Source organism: Priestia sp. SB1 (assembly GCF_038898415.1).
In genome coordinates, this window is record NZ_JBBJSS010000001.1 from 488,630 (window position 1) to 504,586 (window position 15,957).

The 15,957-nt window shown below is 38.2% G+C and carries 15 protein-coding genes and 1 riboswitch; of the genes, 2 read left to right on the forward strand and 13 right to left on the reverse strand.

Annotated features, from left to right (window positions below; translation table 11 throughout):
- Positions 1–113: 113 nt before the first annotated feature.
- The 7 genes from WKH56_RS02480 to WKH56_RS02510 all read right to left on the reverse strand — a co-directional run bounded on the left by WKH56_RS02480 (position 114) and on the right by WKH56_RS02510 (position 6,089).
- Positions 114–1,025 (reverse strand): MerR family transcriptional regulator, encoded by a 912-nt coding sequence (locus tag WKH56_RS02480; protein ID WP_028411523.1) that lies wholly within the window; start codon positions 1,023–1,025, stop codon positions 114–116.
- A gap of 107 nt (positions 1,026–1,132) precedes the next feature.
- Entirely contained in the window at positions 1,133–1,900 is a 768-nt protein-coding gene (locus WKH56_RS02485) for a metallophosphoesterase (protein WP_310884093.1), read from the reverse strand.
- A gap of 20 nt (positions 1,901–1,920) precedes the next feature.
- Positions 1,921–2,295, reverse strand: a complete 375-nt coding sequence (locus WKH56_RS02490) for a hypothetical protein (protein ID WP_028411525.1) — start codon at positions 2,293–2,295, stop codon at positions 1,921–1,923.
- Between the two features lie 54 nt (positions 2,296–2,349).
- Positions 2,350–2,805, reverse strand: a complete 456-nt coding sequence (locus WKH56_RS02495; RefSeq protein WP_275210735.1) for a DUF2663 family protein — start codon at positions 2,803–2,805, stop codon at positions 2,350–2,352.
- Between the two features lie 88 nt (positions 2,806–2,893).
- A complete protein-coding gene (locus tag WKH56_RS02500; protein ID WP_047749868.1) occupies positions 2,894–3,499 on the reverse strand; it encodes a CPBP family intramembrane glutamic endopeptidase in 606 nt (201 codons plus the stop codon).
- Positions 3,499–5,016 carry a RecQ family ATP-dependent DNA helicase gene (locus WKH56_RS02505; RefSeq protein ID WP_310884094.1) on the reverse strand — a complete coding sequence of 506 codons (1,518 nt, stop codon included), beginning with the start codon at positions 5,014–5,016 and terminating at the stop codon, positions 3,499–3,501. Before WKH56_RS02505 ends, WKH56_RS02500 begins: the two co-directional genes overlap by 1 nt.
- 23 nt (positions 5,017–5,039) lie before the next feature.
- Entirely contained in the window at positions 5,040–6,089 is a 1,050-nt protein-coding gene (locus WKH56_RS02510; RefSeq protein WP_048019801.1) for a YpbB family protein, read from the reverse strand.
- 257 nt (positions 6,090–6,346) lie between these two features.
- Here WKH56_RS02510 and WKH56_RS02515 point away from each other — a divergent pair, with 257 nt between their 5' ends.
- Positions 6,347–6,595, forward strand: a complete 249-nt coding sequence (locus WKH56_RS02515) for a ferredoxin (RefSeq protein ID WP_013059046.1) — start codon at positions 6,347–6,349, stop codon at positions 6,593–6,595.
- Between the two features lie 81 nt (positions 6,596–6,676).
- Here WKH56_RS02515 and WKH56_RS02520 read toward each other — a convergent pair whose 3' ends face one another.
- Positions 6,677–7,252, reverse strand: coding sequence for an ECF transporter S component (locus tag WKH56_RS02520; protein WP_028411530.1), 576 nt, complete (start codon positions 7,250–7,252; stop codon positions 6,677–6,679).
- Between the two features lie 154 nt (positions 7,253–7,406).
- A riboswitch (FMN riboswitch) is annotated at positions 7,407–7,550 on the reverse strand.
- A gap of 299 nt (positions 7,551–7,849) precedes the next feature.
- Here WKH56_RS02520 and serA point away from each other — a divergent pair.
- A complete protein-coding gene (serA, locus tag WKH56_RS02525; protein WP_275210733.1) occupies positions 7,850–9,424 on the forward strand; it encodes a phosphoglycerate dehydrogenase in 1,575 nt (524 codons plus the stop codon).
- Between the two features lie 31 nt (positions 9,425–9,455).
- Here the strand turns inward: serA and WKH56_RS02530 are convergent, their stop codons facing one another.
- The 5 genes from WKH56_RS02530 to resB form a co-directional block, all read right to left on the reverse strand.
- Positions 9,456–10,145, reverse strand: a complete 690-nt coding sequence (locus tag WKH56_RS02530; protein ID WP_048019799.1) for a peptidoglycan DD-metalloendopeptidase family protein — start codon at positions 10,143–10,145, stop codon at positions 9,456–9,458.
- Positions 10,146–10,317: 172 nt separating this feature from the next.
- Positions 10,318–12,090, reverse strand: coding sequence for an ATP-binding protein (locus WKH56_RS02535; protein WP_310884095.1), 1,773 nt, complete (start codon positions 12,088–12,090; stop codon positions 10,318–10,320).
- A complete protein-coding gene (locus WKH56_RS02540) occupies positions 12,090–12,806 on the reverse strand; it encodes a response regulator transcription factor (protein ID WP_013059051.1) in 717 nt (238 codons plus the stop codon). The genes WKH56_RS02535 and WKH56_RS02540 overlap by 1 nt, the downstream gene beginning before the upstream one ends.
- 328 nt (positions 12,807–13,134) lie before the next feature.
- Positions 13,135–14,313: a c-type cytochrome biogenesis protein CcsB gene (gene ccsB / locus WKH56_RS02545; RefSeq protein ID WP_310884096.1), complete on the reverse strand. Its 1,179-nt coding sequence runs from the start codon at positions 14,311–14,313 to the stop codon at positions 13,135–13,137.
- 11 nt (positions 14,314–14,324) lie between these two features.
- The gene (gene resB, locus WKH56_RS02550; protein WP_028411535.1) at positions 14,325–15,947 is read right to left on the reverse strand and encodes a cytochrome c biogenesis protein ResB; all 1,623 of its coding nucleotides are present in this window, start codon (positions 15,945–15,947) and stop codon (positions 14,325–14,327) included.
- Positions 15,948–15,957 lie beyond the last annotated feature (10 nt).

Below are 15,957 nucleotides of genomic sequence, written 5' to 3' on the forward strand. Positions count from 1 at the left end.
GCTTGCACTCATAACCACATGGTTCGATAATGCAGTATATGTATTTTTTGGAAAACGGTTCGTGATGTTTACTTACGAGTTTACAGGTTTATGAAAGGAAAGACAAGCTATTCTCAATCAATTTCTGCTAATTTTTTTGTTAGCCAGCTGTTCCACTCTTCTTTTGTATTTCCTAAAATAAACGGCTGAGCCTCGCCTTTTCTTTTGCTATCTAAACCATCAAACACATAACCGCCTAATCCTACTTTAAGATGCGGGAATTTCTTTATCATTTGGTTCGTCAAATTCAGTGTTTTCTCGGCATTTTCCATCATTGTGCATGACATAAATAAAAACGTTGGGTCTACTTCTTTAACAATTAGCTCAACATCTTTATCTTCAATGCTGCTTCCTAAATAAATAACCTCAAACCCTTTACGGCGTAAAAATAGCGTAAAGACTAGAAGTCCAACTTCATGTGTCTCATTAGGCCCACATACAGCAATCGCTTTAGGCAATAAGCCATTTGAAGGCAGCGAATAAAAAATCATGCTGATACGCGTTTTTAATACTTGAGTCGTATAATGCTCATGAGCACTTGTGATTTGCCCTTTTTCCCACATATCTCCAACCGTCACGAGTAGAGAACCCAAAATATCAATAACCACTTTTTCTACCGAATACAGGCTAAACGCATGATTAATTAAATCCTGTGCTTTTCCTTCTTCAAAAGATAGAAGCATCGTTAACAGCTCATCCCTAATTTTCTGAGGGGAATCTACTTCTCCTTCTTCTTCAAACGCTCCTACTGTACTACTTTCCGTTTCTAATAACGAAACCGCTTGACTAATCGTAAAACCTCCGCTCACTTTTTCCGTGAGCCATTTTAATTTCCGCAAATCTTCCTCTGTATATAACCGATGCCCCGATTCATTGCGGACAGGATTTAAAATTTGATAGCGTCGTTCCCATGCACGCAAAGTTCCCGGCTGGATCCCGACCATATTTGAGATGGCTTTAATATTATACTTCCCTTCGTGAGCCATACGTAACCTCCAACTACTCTTCGTGAACTGTTTCTATTAATTGAATTATAGGATAAGTTATCCTGTGTGTAAAATTTGTATATGCTATGTAAAGAGTTTGTTCAAGGCTATTCTTTCCTTTTTAAAGTGATATAATGCGTTTGTGCTCTAGCTTGTAAACGGAGAGGCAGGGAGGTTGTACCATATCCATTACTAACAAAAAGAGGAATCTGTCTTTTCTCTTTCAGCCCTCCTAATTCATACATACCAAAATTAAATAAGCGTATCTGTCCTCCGTGTGTATGTCCGCTCAAAATTAAATCTACTTTTGATTCTTCATCTACATAATAGATAACATCAGGATTGTGGCTTAGAAGAATGGTAAGCTGGTCAGGTTCAATGGAAGAAACAGCTAGCTTTAGATCCATCTCACCTTCGGATAAATCATCTACTCCCGCAAAATTGCATGTAGTACCATGTTTAGAAACTGCAGAGACATGCTCGTTTTTAAGGGTAATAACTCCCTCATCCTTAAGCATCTGCTTCAGTTGCACTTGACTTACTTCGTAATCATTATTTCCCCATACAAAATAGACCGGTCCAAGCGTTTTAAGCTTTTGAATATTTTGACGAGCACGCAATAAAGGTACTCCTCCTTCTAGTAAGTCACCGCCTATGATCACAAAATCTACTTCACCAGGTATTTTTTCCAACAGCTTCGACGAAACTGTTCGCTTATGTACATCCGATATAAAAAACAGGCGTAAAGGCTGCTGATTTCCGGGAAATGTTGATAAATGAATTGTTCTTTCTTCTACATATGTACGATGGGCTTCCGAAAACATAAAAATCAGCAGGCCTATGCCTAACGCTAAAATAATTAAAGAAATAACCATATATTCTCCTTCTTTTCATTTTATACACGGTGTGTTTCTGTTAAAGAAGAAAGGGCATAAATTGTCGCAATTGTTAACAAACCTACTACTTGATAAAGCGCAACTGTACTTAACGATAAAACTCCTATCACACATAGACATGAAACAAGATATTCATGCCATTTTACCTTATAACCTTTTAGAAACAACCGACTTTGCAGAAACACTTTACGAACTGCCGCCGACAGACAAAAAAGAGCCGTGAAAAATAAGATTATAATACCAAACACATCTAACGGATGTAAAATCATTTGAATAAGTAAATAGGTTAACGAAGCTTTTGAGCCTACAGCCGTTAAACTGCTGATATAATAACTGCATAACCACGCAGCCAGCAAGTTAAACCAATCTCTCACAAAAAAACCCCCTTCACTAAACTTCTATGTAAAAAGAGGCTTTTTCATGCGATTCTATTTATTTTCATGATATAAATTAATTCCATAAGTGGACTGCATCCAGCGGAACGTTTCTTTTCGGTTCTCCCATGTTTCAGGCGTCGCCCATAGCTCTTTGCTTCTTTTAATAATCTCACAGCGCAAGTCTTGAAAAGTCTTTTCCGCTTTCTCGCTTTTTTTCTGCAGCTGTACAGTATAAAAATAAAGGGAGACGGTGAACAATAGAAACATCAAATGCCCTATGTTACCCAACAAAAATGAGAAAAATTCGCTAAACGTCGTAAAAAAACCGCTTTGAAATATGAAAAAAAAGTAGCTAATAACAGCCGTTAAGCTGGCTAAAAACAAAAGCTTCCATCTTTTCTCTTTAGCTTTCAGCTTATTAACCGTCTCTTTTCTTTTGATAACGCTCGCTAATATATATTGAAGTGTTTCATCGCTTTCAAAGTCTATCAACTTGTTTTCCAACATTCCACCCCCTCGTATGCTAGTACAACATATGAGTGAATATAAAAGATTATGTGGATAACACTGAAAATAATGGCTGTTTCCTTAACCTTTACTGCATGAGTTCTTCTGGCTGTACAGATTTCCCTTTTGACTTTCGTATCTGCAGGCCTAATAAAAAATCAATGAGAAAATGAGTGAAAATCGTGACATACAAATTTTCAGTCCACCAAAACAGCAACCCTATTAAAAAGCTTAAAACCACAACCGAAATAAAAAGAAACCACTTTTTTAAATATCGAATGTGAACGAGTGCAAATACGATACTCGCCCAAAAAAGGCCGAACTGAACTTGTATAACCCCTCGAAATAATATTTCTTCTGAACATGCAACGATTAGGCAAATAAGGGCTAGATGAGGAATGGAACGATTAGCAAATAAACGTTCATTAATCCCTCCGTCATCATATAAATGCTCGGGTACACACTTCATTAGAAGCATATCTCCTCCTACTACCAAGAGAGCTGTACCTCCCCCGTACAATAAAATAGAAGCCCAATCCAGCTCAAAAAACTGTAAAAAGGAATGCCACGAATCAAATGTGAAAAAACCGATGCCTAAAGCAATAAAGCAGATGAGCAGCTGCGTTACATATAAATTTTTAACCAGCTCTGCATCCGTCATGGATGAAATAAGCTCTTGCTGTGACTTTGCCATTATATCTCTCCTTGACGAAGCAAACGAGCTAATTCTAATTCCCAGCCTTGAAATGTCCATTGCTCTTGCTCACCATTTGTTTTTTTATAGGCTTCTAAATCCAATCCGCAGCAATCGCAACAATTCTGAAGCTCTGATTTTCCCAGCTCATTGAAATAGCCAAGCAGCACCTGACGACGGCATTCTTTTGCCTCAATAAACTCCTTCATCGCACGGTACTTGTCATGTTTGTTTCGAAGACGTTTATTTACAGCTGCAACAATCGTTTCATGCAGCGATTCAGGGATTTTCCTAGGTTCAACATGTTCATTTTCCACTACATTTTCTCTGTACAAATAATAACGAATAAATCGCCAATGTGTTTCTTGAATACCCACTGTATAAAGAAAATGAGACTCTACTTGTTTTAAAGGAATGGCCTGATCATGATTTCGTAAATACGACAGGCAGTATAAGATGATATCTGAAGAAGGAAGCTCAATTTCAAGTAAAGAATGAGCAAAATCATCGTCTCCTTCAGCATAAAGCAAAATCGCAATACTGTTTTGCTGATCGCGTCCACTTCTTCCAATTTCCTGTACGTATGCTTCTAGCTGCGTAGGTGTATGAAAATGAATAACAAAGCGAACATTCGATTTATTAACCCCCATTCCAAATGCACTTGTGCAGCAAATGATATCCAGCTGATTTTCTAAAAATTGCTGTTGAACAAGCATTCTTTCATTCGGTTCCATTCCCCCATGGTAATACTGCACTCGCTGTATCCCATTTTCCTTTAGAAGCTGTGTTAATGCTTCTGTCCAAGATCGGCTGGAACAATAGATAATTCCTGGACTTTGCAGTTCACTAACGTACATCAGCAACTTCTCTTTTTTCTCTTCAATACTTGCAACAAAATCAACTTTCATCGCAATATTACTTCGATTCATGGAATAGATGTGCTCGTTGACAGCAGGCAGCGATAAGTAGCGCTTAATATCTTCCACTACTTCCCTAGTCGCAGTTCCTGTTAGTGCCAGACATAGCGGACTGCCAAGTTCCTTCCATATATCTCCTAACTGAAGATAATCCAAACGGAAATCATGTCCCCACTGAGAAATACAGTGCGCCTCGTCCACAACGAAAAGGCCTACCTTTGCCTGTTTTAATGCTTCTACCACAACAGCATTTTGCAAAATTTCAGGAGATACATAAATAAAACGATAAAAAGCTAAATCTTTTAGCGCCCGTCTTTTTTCTTCTTGTTGTAGGAAACTATTTAAGGCAATAACTCTCTTTTCTCCACTTGCCTTTAGTTGTTGAACTTGATCTTCCATCAGTGAAATTAAAGGAGATACAATCAGCACCGGTCGGTTCAACACATAAGCGGGGAGCTGATAGCACAATGATTTCCCTGTTCCTGTAGGAAGAACCGCTAACACATTATGACCTGTTAAAATATCTTGAATAATCTCTTTTTGTCCTAGTCGAAATTGGCTATAGCCAAATTGTTTCTGTAGAAGTTGTTCTATCTTCACATCAAACACCACTTTTTTTAGTATCAGGTAAAATGTTTTGCTAATACGAGACGAATCTGAAAATAGGTAACGTCGTCTTTTACTTCTTCCTTTATCGCCTTTAATTTATTTGTACGCAAACTTTCAAAAGCCGAGATAATTTCTTCCTGCTGCTTAGGCGATACGTATGCATCGATTGAAAAAGATGGAACAAACAGAGCTAATTCTGCAATATGATCTTCAATTGTACTTTCTTTTAAACGCCTTATATAAGCAATTTCTTCAAGCGCCTTTCCTTTTTGAAGCCAGCTATACGTTTTTAACGTCGAGCTTGTCAAAGGCAATTCTAAATATAGATCATGCAAAAAAGAAGAAAGTACATGAAAGCTTTCATTATTTTGACTCACTTTTTCAATGATATGATGAATAACCCCTAAAAGTTGAATATGCACATAATGCTCATCGAGTTCATATTGATATGCTAACTGATTTTTTGTAAAGCCTACTCTTTCGTATCCAGTCAGTTGCAAAACAAAAAGAGACGCATCCCGTTCCGTACAATCTTTCAAGCACGTTCGGAGCTCTTTGAATAGCTCGGCGGCTAACTCTTGACGCGTTTGCTTTTGAGACATAATATACGTTTTGACCCATTGAATGACCTCAGGATTTTTGGAGATGGGTAAAAACCCTTTTTGAAAATACTGTAGGTTGGATAAGGTCTGAATGAACAAAGTGATTCTTGCTAAAAATAACTGAGTACTGCTTGCGAATTTCCATCCGTCTAAAGCTGGATGAAAGGGCCGAGCCGTCAGTTCATCTTCAAGGCGTGTTCGTCCCTTATCTGTCATCACATACTTTTGATTTTCAGTTTCTTCGATATACTGCTGTTCTTTTAAATATGCAACGCAGGTTTCAAAAGACCGTTTATCTAAGTAAAGAAATGACTGAAAAAGAAAAGAGATTCCAAAAATTTTTCCGTCTTGAATTGTTTGCGCTGACTTTTTACCTGTTAATAAATGATAAATACCATAGGCGGTTCGCTCACCTTTTAACTGTTTTATACAAAATAAAATGCTAACTTGAATATAATTCAAAGGTGTCAACTTCCTTTCTCATTCATTGTACCAAAAGTGACCAATAGCATGTGAGATAAAGGCTTTTTAGCTCTTTCCTTTATGTATCAAAACGTTTGGATAAGTGAAGAAACCTTGATTTGATAAGCATTCTCAGTGACTTTTCTATTGAAAAGTTTTATAAATCATTTTACAATGAATAAGGAGAAATTTCACTCTTGATTCGCGAAGAGATTATATAATAAGAAATTTTCGAACACTTTACAGGAGGTCTTGTTATGCCAAAATATACAATTGTTGATAAAGATACTTGCATCGCATGCGGCGCTTGCGGAGCAGCAGCACCAGACATTTATGATTATGATGATGAAGGTATTGCATTCGTAACATTAGATGATAACCAAGGTGTAGTAGAAATTCCAGAAGATCTAGAAGATGATATGATGGATGCAATGGAAGGCTGCCCTACGGATTCAATTCGCGTAGCGGATGAAAAATTCGAAGGCGATGCTAATAAATTCGAATAAGTATTGAACAAACCTGTAGTATAGTACATGCTGCAGGTTTTTTTATATATAAAAATCGCTCTCCCCGGGAGAGCGATTGAATTAAACAGCAACGCGGCGCGTGATCCATTGCTTCATTTTTGAAAACAATAAGACAAAAATAACCCCTGTTGCTGCTCCTTTTATTAAGTTAAACGGCAAAATACCTGCAACGATATATTGACGCGCTTGTTCACTAGACATTTCTGGCGATTGTAAGAAGATTGTATACGCTGGTAAAAAGACATAATAATTTAAGACAGCCATGAGTACCGTCATTACAACCGTACCCGTAACCAAACCTATCGTTACGCCTTTAGCTGTTTTAAATCGACGGAACATATATGATACAGGAAGAACGAACAGTAAACCAGCTACAAAGTTCGCCACTTGACCAACCGGAACCCCTGTAGCACTTCCTTGAATTAAATAATTCAATAAATTTTTTATTCCTTCTACTATAACAGCAGCCATAGGTCCAAATACAAGTGCTGCTACGAGTGCAGGAATTTCGCTAAAATCAATTGTTAAAAACGGAGGTAATCCAGGAATCGGAAAATTAATCATCATTAAAATGTAAGCAATACTGCTTAACATTCCTAGTATAACCAGCTTTTGAGTTTTCTTACTTTGTTGCATCTTGCCTCTCTCCTTCTTTGTGATCCACTCTTCAAAGAAGAAAGGTTCAACTTCATATCCCCACGCAAAAACCTCCCAACAAATGATTCGTTGAGAGGAGACATGGCAGGCATATTTAATAAACGTTCATCACATTAGGTTTTGAACGCTGAACCTCCACCTTCTCCCATCCAGACTGTACTGTCGGCTTTGGAATTTCACCAAATCTGCTCGTATGTATTACATATAAGCTCGCGGGCTCAAAACAATTTGTTTTTTTACCGCCGGTCGGGAATTTCACCCTGCCCCGAAGATAGACCAATATTTAATTATGAATTTATTATATGTTATCTCGAATTAAAAGTAAATAAAGAAGTTTTTTTAATTCCTATTAAATTGATGTCTTTTATAAACTTCATTACTGTTTTATATGTAAAATAAGGAAATAAGTGCATAACCAACAACATTATGACATATTTATAGTTTCAATTTTACGTTTACAATTGTGTATTTGATAACTAATTGTAAAGTTTAAAAAATATAATTGACAGAATTTTTTTAACATGGTAAATTATCAAATATTTGATGATAGTAAAATCCAAGGGAGATGTTCACGTCATGTATAACGTATTAGTAGCTGATTCAATTAGCAATGAAGGTCTTGCTCCACTACTTGAAGCTCCTCATGTGAATCTTACGCGAAAAAAAGTTGAAGAAGTTGAGAATGATTTGCATACGTACGATGCGCTTTTAGTACGGAGTGCTACGACGGTTACAGAGGATTTGCTGGCAAAAATGCCGAATTTAAAAATTGTTGCTCGCGCTGGAGTAGGTGTCGATAATATTGATATTGAAGCCTCAACCAAACGAGGGGTTGTCGTTATTAACGCGCCGAACGGAAATACCATTTCAACGGCGGAACATACATTTGCTATGATGGCTAGCTTGTTTCGGCATATCCCCCAAGGAAATGCTTCAGTCAAAGCGCGCGAATGGAACCGCTCAGCATTTGTTGGAACAGAGCTTAATCGCAAACACCTGGGCATTATCGGATTTGGACGAATTGGCTCAGAGCTTGCTAAACGCGCAAAAGCCTTCAATATGAGCGTTCACGTTTACGATCCTTTTTTAACCTCTTCCCGAGCTGAAAAGCTAGGCGTAGAACTATTATCCCTGGATGAATTACTAGCAGCAGCGGATGTAATTACCGTACACACTCCGCTTACGAAAGAAACCAAGGGATTGCTCAATCATGAAACATTAGCCAAAACAAAGAAGGGTGTATTTTTATTAAACTGCGCACGCGGCGGGATCATTGATGAAAAAGCCTTAGTTCATTATTTAGAAATTGACCATGTTCAAGGTGCAGCTATTGACGTATTTGAAGTTGAACCGCCGATTGATAACCCTTTGTTACATTTTGATCAAGTTATTACAACTCCCCATTTAGGAGCTTCTACAAAAGAAGCCCAGCTTAACGTTGCTGAAGACGTGGCACATGACGTTCTGCATTTTCTAGAAGGTAATCCTGTAAGTTCATCCATTAATTTACCAACGCTTTCTAAAGAAGTTTTTGAAAAAATTCAGCCGTTTACGAGCCTTACTAAACAAATGGGAGCTATTTTATCTCAATGCATGCGAGAACCCGTTCAGCATATCTCGATCTCCTACGGAGGTACAGTGACGGATTTAGAAACCACTTATATTACACGGAGCTTGTTATCAGGCTTTTTAACCCATCGTATTGACTCACCTGTTAACGAAGTCAATGCTTCTATGATTGCCAAAGAACGAGGAATTACATTTGGTGAAAAAACATCGGAAGATACGCAAGGATATTCTAATATAATTGACGTTACAGTAACAGGCGAACAGCGTACATTTACGATTACGGGCACTTATATAGCAGGATATGGACCTCGAATTGTTAATATTGATTCGTTTGATATTGATTTTTATCCAGAAGGACATCTTCTTTATATCCGTCACAGTGATCAGCCCGGAGTTATTGGAAATGTAGGGAAAGTACTTGGAGATTTACGTATTAACATTGCTACCATGCAAGTGGGCCGTAAGCAAAAAGGCGGAGAAGCCATTATGATGCTCACGTTTGATAAACTTTTAGATGATTCTGTCATCACTTCATTAAAACAAACAAGCGAAATTGTGACCATACAGCGCATTGAGTTGTGACATTGAAAAAAGAGCCTTAGCGGCTCTTTTTTTATGGACTTATTTTTAACACTTGTCCTGCATTTAAAGCGGTGTTCTCTAAATGATTCCACTTTCTTAGCTGCTCCACATCGACTTCATATTTGGCCGCAAGTTCAGATAATGTATCTCCTTGATGGATAAGAATACAGTTATCAGAAGCCTGATGTAACTGCTGAAAAACCGTGGCAGCTAAATCGTTTTTTACGTATGCCGATAGTTTTTGCTTGTCCAATTTGGCGAGTGGGTTTACCGCATTGGTTTTATCCGGATTCCAACTTCCTTGATGAACTTCAAAATGCAAATGTGCACCTGAAGATCGTCCTGTATTGCCAACCCATCCAATGTTTTGACCTGGGGCTACAGAATTTCCTTCTGCAACAAGTCGTTTCTCTAGATGAGCATAGACCGTTTCGTATCCATTCGTTTGTTTGATAAAAACAACTTGCCCGTATGTATTTGAATAATAAGAGCGGCTCACCACTCCTTTTGCAACAGCATACACCTGTGTACCAACAGGTGCTGCTATATCGATTCCAAAGTGTTTGGCGTGACGAGAACCAAATATATCAGTTAAGACTCCTTCAACCGGCCACTCCCACTGCTTCTCTTCTGCCTTTACCATTTGCCCGCCCAAAAATAAAAGACCTATACACAATCCCATCACTAATACAACCAATATTCTTCTTAACACGTCAATCATGAAGAAAGAACCTCCTATGTAGATCATTGCACACAAAACATACTATATGCCAATTCCTTCTCTTTTAGACTTGTTTATAGAAAAAAATAAAGAGATGTGATTCTCCAATGAATCACATCTCTTTGCTATTCTTATTATTTCAGCCGAAGACAAACTGTTATTTAGCATGTGTTTACTTTGGCAGTTTGATAAAGAAAGTTGTTCCTTCATTTAATTCACTTTCAACCGCAATAATCCCTTGGTGTGCCTCCACGATATTTTTAGCGATCGCAAGCCCAAGACCAGTTCCTGACTTTCCTCTCGTTCTGGCTTTATCAGCTTTATAAAATCGCTCAAATACAAACGGAAGATCTTCTTTTGGAATCCCTGCTCCCGTATCTTGAACAGAAAGATGGATTTCGGATTGACTTTTATCAAGATTCAGCTTTACTTCTCCGTAGTCATCCGTATGACGAATGGCATTATCAATTAAGTTTGTCAGCACTTGTTCCATACGGTCTGAATCAATCATCGCTTCAAATTCATCTTCTATTTTTCCATTAAGAGACAGTTTAATATGTTTTTCTTTAGCTAACCCTTGAAACTTGCGCAAAACACGTTCTGTAAATTCAACCATTGCTACAGATTCTAAGTGAAGCTGCACATGTCCCGCTTCCATTCGCGCTAAATCTAAAAGTTCATTTACAAGCCGGCCCATACGGAGTGATTCATCATAAATCACCTGTGCAATTTCTTTCTTTTCTTCATCCGTACTTGCAATATCGTCAATAATAGCTTCACTATAACCTTGAAGCATAGAAATAGGTGTACGCAATTCATGAGACACGTTTGCAATAAAATCTTTTCTTGATTTATCAAGTTTACGCTCTTCAGACATATCTCGCAGTACAGCTACAGCACCGCGGATTTTCGTTTGATTATAGAGCGGTGACATTAAAATGACCCACGTTTTCCCTTGAATTTTCAACTCTGCACTTCGCTCCGTTTCAGTCTCTACTACCGTTTGAAACAAATGCACGACGTTTGCTGGAAGCTCAGGCACCTGCTGGTTGTTCACATCCTGCTCGTAATACCAAGTCTGAAGAAAATGCTCCGCTGGGGGATTGGTAATTAAAATCGATCCGTCTCTACTAAACGTAATAACACCGTCTGCCATACTGCTTAAAATACTTGAAAGCTGTTCTTTTTCCTGATTGAGCGCATTGAGATTAAACTTTAACTGCCTGCCCATTTGATTAAAAGCAATCGCTAACTCTCCAATTTCATCGTGAGTTAAAATAGGTACTTTTGTATCAAAGTTCCCTTTGGTTACTTCAAATGCCGCCTGCCTCATTTTTCTAAGAGGTGCTGTAATTCGAGTGGATAAGAAAAAAGCAAAGATAGTAGTTAAAATAATAGCAATACCTGCAGCCAATAAAATGAACTTAGTCGTATATTGAGCGGGCTCTTCAATTTCAGAAAGAGATTGATACAAATAAACGCCGCCTGTCGGTTTATTATCTTTCATTAAAGGTACACCGACAACAAACATTAAAGGCTCATCACTCGTGTCTTTCTTTGTGGTCATGTACATTTTTTCCCGTATTACTTTACCTTTTTCAACCACTTGATTTAGCTGATCGTTTTGTTTAACAATGGCCGAAATAGCTTTCTTATTTTCTTTATCAGGATGTGTGGAATGCCAATAGAAATCTTTATCCTGAACAATAACTACACTTGCTTGATCTGCAAGTTCACGAGCAATGGATAGTCCTAGCTTTTCATCCTCTGTTTCCTGCACAATGGTAGAGATTTTAGCAGCCGTTTTAGTTAAACGGTTTTCTGCGTCTACAACATGATAATTTTCAAAAAACTGAAGCAGTAAAATGGTCAAAATAAATAAAACAAGCGTAACGAGCAATAGGATAGTAAACCATAGTTTACCAACTACACTTCTCCAAAACATCAGTTATTTTCAACCTCAAATTTATACCCTACTCCCCAAACGGTTACGATCATTTTCGCCGCTTGTGACGATACGCGATTTAACTTTTCACGCAAACGCTTGACGTGCGTATCTACCGTACGAAGATCTCCAAAGAAATCATAATGCCACACTTCACGCAGCAGCTGCTCTCTGTCGTATACTTTATCTGGCGTTTTTGCAAGGTAGCACAATAATTCATATTCTTTTGGAGTTAAGTTAACTTCTTTTCCGTCTGCTGTAACGCGATGTGCATCATTATCAATCGTTAAGTGATCAAAGACAATAAGGTTTTTCACGCTCGTTTCTGGCTGAATAAACGTTGCTTGAGAAGAACGTCGAAGCAGTGCTTTTACGCGAAGAACCACTTCTCTTGGGCTAAACGGCTTAACGATGTAATCATCTGTACCTACTTCAAACCCTTGGACTCTGTTTACTTCTTCACCTTTAGCTGTAAGCATGATAATAGGAGTTGCTTTTTTCTCGCGAATTTGTTTACAGACCTCAATACCGTCTATGCCAGGCATCATTAAATCTAATACAATCAAATCATAATCTATGTGTAACGCTTTTTCGATTGCTTCATGCCCGTCGGCTGCTTCTTCAATGATGTATCCTTCTTTTTCTAAGTACATTTTTAACAATCGTCTAATGCGATCTTCATCGTCTACTAGCAGTAATCTTTGTTCGTTTTGCATGTATTTTCAACCTCCTAGTCTTAGTGTACAAAAAAAAACCGGCGAGTTCTACTTATGTTACCCAAACAATGTGACAATTCGTGAACACCTTTATGAAAAATAGCTTTTTTCCTCAAAAAAGAGGTTGAGACATATCGAAATCCATCCAATCTACAGATGGACAGATAAAATACAGGAGCTAGAAGCAACTACATATATGAAGCCTCCGTTCACCATGCAAATAAAAAAATCCGAACGAATGTGATTCTCCATCAAGAATCTCAACTCATCGTTCGGATCTTCTTCAACTAAAATATCTTTATTTCAGCCTCTATTCTATTTTTAAAGGTTACGCATATGAATGTAAACCTGCAATAACTAGGTTCACGGCCACTAAGTTGAACATGATGATGGCAAATCCGCCAACTGCCAGCCAAGCTGATTTTTCACCGTGCCACCCTTTAGACAGCCGAAGATGAAGAAAAGCGGCATAAAATAAAAAGGTGATCAGCGCCCACACCTCTTTGGGATCCCATCCCCAAAAGCGCGTCCAGGCCATCTGAGCCCAAATCATAGCGAAAATAAGTGCTCCTAATGTAAAAATAGGAAATCCAATCGCCACTGCTCTGTAGCTTACTTCATCAAGCAAGTCGCTGTTTACCTGCTTCACAAGCGGCTGCAGTGCGGCTCCAATTCGCTTCCGTAAAATAAGACGAATCAGCCAATATAAGACAAACCCACCGGCTAACGACCAAATAACCGTATTTAATTTTTTAGCATTGATAATAGCCGGCATATCAACAAGCGGCTGTATGTCGTTCCCGTCTGTCCACTCACTTTGATGAGGCCCCACTAGCGGAACCATATGATATACGACTTGCTCTTGTTCGCCACTTTTATTAACCCAATTAAATGATGACTCGTAGTGAGCCGCATTAAAAGCCAGCGTCACCGCTACAAACCCAAGCGTACTAATAAGCGTATACAGGATGAATTCCAGCCAAAATGCTTTTTTATTTCGCTTGGATTGATCAATTTTTTTGATTAAATAAATCAATCCTGCAACAAAGCTAATGGAAAGCACGGCTTCACCCGTAGCTGCGGTTGTAACGTGAATATGCAGCCAATTCGTCTGGAGAGCTGGTATCAGCGGCGTAATTTCAGTTGGAAACATGCTTGCATAAGCAATGATTAAAAGAGCCACCGGCAAGGCAAAAAGTCCAAGCATGCTAAGACGATAAATAAAGTAAATAACAATAAATGCGCCAACAAGCATCATGCCAAAAAACGTCGTAAATTCAAATAAATTACTAACAGGAGCGTGGCCTGATGCAATCCATCTTGTAATGAAATAGCCAATCTGTGCAATAAAACCGATGATGGTAACCGCAATTCCAAACGTTGCCCACTTTGTTTTCTTTTGAGCTGCTCGCTTATCTCGAATAGCTCCTCCGAAAAAAAAGGTTGCAACTAAATAAGCAATAAACGCCACATACAGTAAATTACTACTTATACTCGCGTAATCCATGCTTTTTCCTCCTATTTTGTTTCTTTATCATTTTGGTCCTTCAGCTGTGTGAGGGATGTGGATTCTAATAAACCATTTAATTCTTTTTTAAGACCATACCAGTTTTTATTTGTATGTGCGGCCAACCATATCTCATTATTGACTTTTTGAATCCACATGCGGCGATGATTCCAATACATCCCTTGAATCACACCAATCATAAAGATGGCTCCGCCAATCCCTAAAAACCAAAGCGTATAGTCTCTGCGAACGGTTAATCCCGTTACATTTTTCGTTTCCACACCAGCAAAGGTCATTTTATAATCGTTATTTCCTAGTGGTTCCAAGTTCTCTCTAATTCCAACAAAAGCAACTTCGCCTTTTTTATGCTGAGGCGTAATCATTTTAAATACAAAAGCCGGGTTGTTAGGCACTCTTGTTTTTGTATTTGGGTTTCCTTCATCATCAAAGAAAAAGTCTGGAAAGTAGCTCATGAGCTTGACTTTATATCCGTTTTTTAAATCATATGTTGCTTTTGGATTATGTAAATCTACTGTAAGTGAACCAACGTTTTTATTTGCATTTTTATCTGTTAAATGGAAAGACATAGAGCTAAACTCATTTAACTTGAAGTCCACTTGGTACATGGCATATCCTTCAAACTTAAGCGGCTGATTCACACGAATCTCTGAATCTTTTATTTTTTTTAGCTTTGGATCTGCTCCCGGTATAAGCTTTCCTTCGCGCTTATACAGACTAACATCCGCTTCATATTTTTTGGCTACTTTATTATTCCCTGCGCGATCAATTGCTTCTTGAAACACGGCGCTTTCGCTATCTTTATCATACGTTTCCACAGTAAAACGATGGTTTTTCAAAAAATACTCTCCGTTCGTCCCAGGAATAACTTTTGTTTCACCTTCACGGATCCAAAGAACTTCATCTATATACATACCTGGTACAAATCTAAGCATAGCACCTAGTAAAAAGATAATGAGACCGATATGATTAACGTATGGACCCCATCTTGAGAAGCGTCCTTTTTCAGCCAGCAGATTGCCCTTTTCTTCGCGAATAGAGTATCTTCTTTTTTTCAGCATGCTTTTTACATGTTCATAATCTTGATCCGTCCACGATGATGAAGTGCTGTATAAACGCTGTCTCTTTAAGAAGTTTGGATGTTTTGTTACGCTCTGCTTTTTTAGAGCTCGGTACAAAGGCACTACTCGATCTAAACTGCAAATGACTAACGACATTCCTAAAGCAGCAATTAAAAGCAAGTACCACCACGATTCATAGAGATGATGAAAACCTAACTTATAATAAAGCTCTCCTGTCCATCCATATTCCTTTTGATAATACTCACCTGCTGTCACATTAGGAGGTATGTAAGCTTCTTGAGGATAAATGGTTCCGACTGCAGACGCAACAAGCGTCACAATAATGATCCAAATGCCTACCTTTACAGAAGAGAAAAAATTCCATATTTTATCGATAACTGTTTTATTGTACGTTTGCGATCGCCTTGCGCTTCCTTCATAACGCATATCTACTAATTTTTCAGTTGTTTCTTCTGCAATTGGTTTACCACAGGCTTCACACAAAATCGTACCATGCGGGTTAACGTGTCCACATTCACATTTTACGTGTTTCATTGTCAACACT

What these genes read in the sequence shown, in the direction of transcription:
- WKH56_RS02480 (WP_028411523.1), bottom strand. Translation starts at nt 1,025, where the DNA reads ATGGCTCACGAAGGGAAGTATAATATTAAAGCCATCTCAAATATGGTC.
- WKH56_RS02485 (WP_310884093.1), bottom strand. Translation starts at nt 1,900, where the DNA reads ATGGTTATTTCTTTAATTATTTTAGCGTTAGGCATAGGCCTGCTGATT.
- WKH56_RS02495 (WP_275210735.1), bottom strand. Translation starts at nt 2,805, where the DNA reads ATGTTGGAAAACAAGTTGATAGACTTTGAAAGCGATGAAACACTTCAA.
- WKH56_RS02500 (WP_047749868.1), bottom strand. Translation starts at nt 3,499, where the DNA reads ATGGCAAAGTCACAGCAAGAGCTTATTTCATCCATGACGGATGCAGAG.
- WKH56_RS02515 (WP_013059046.1), top strand. Translation starts at nt 6,347, where the DNA reads ATGCCAAAATATACAATTGTTGATAAAGATACTTGCATCGCATGCGGC.
- WKH56_RS02520 (WP_028411530.1), bottom strand. Translation starts at nt 7,252, where the DNA reads ATGCAACAAAGTAAGAAAACTCAAAAGCTGGTTATACTAGGAATGTTA.
- serA (WP_275210733.1), top strand. Translation starts at nt 7,850, where the DNA reads ATGTATAACGTATTAGTAGCTGATTCAATTAGCAATGAAGGTCTTGCT.
- WKH56_RS02530 (WP_048019799.1), bottom strand. Translation starts at nt 10,145, where the DNA reads ATGATTGACGTGTTAAGAAGAATATTGGTTGTATTAGTGATGGGATTG.
- WKH56_RS02535 (WP_310884095.1), bottom strand. Translation starts at nt 12,090, where the DNA reads ATGTTTTGGAGAAGTGTAGTTGGTAAACTATGGTTTACTATCCTATTG.
- WKH56_RS02540 (WP_013059051.1), bottom strand. Translation starts at nt 12,806, where the DNA reads ATGCAAAACGAACAAAGATTACTGCTAGTAGACGATGAAGATCGCATT.
- ccsB (WP_310884096.1), bottom strand. Translation starts at nt 14,313, where the DNA reads ATGGATTACGCGAGTATAAGTAGTAATTTACTGTATGTGGCGTTTATT.
- resB (WP_028411535.1), bottom strand. Translation starts at nt 15,947, where the DNA reads ATGAAACACGTAAAATGTGAATGTGGACACGTTAACCCGCATGGTACG.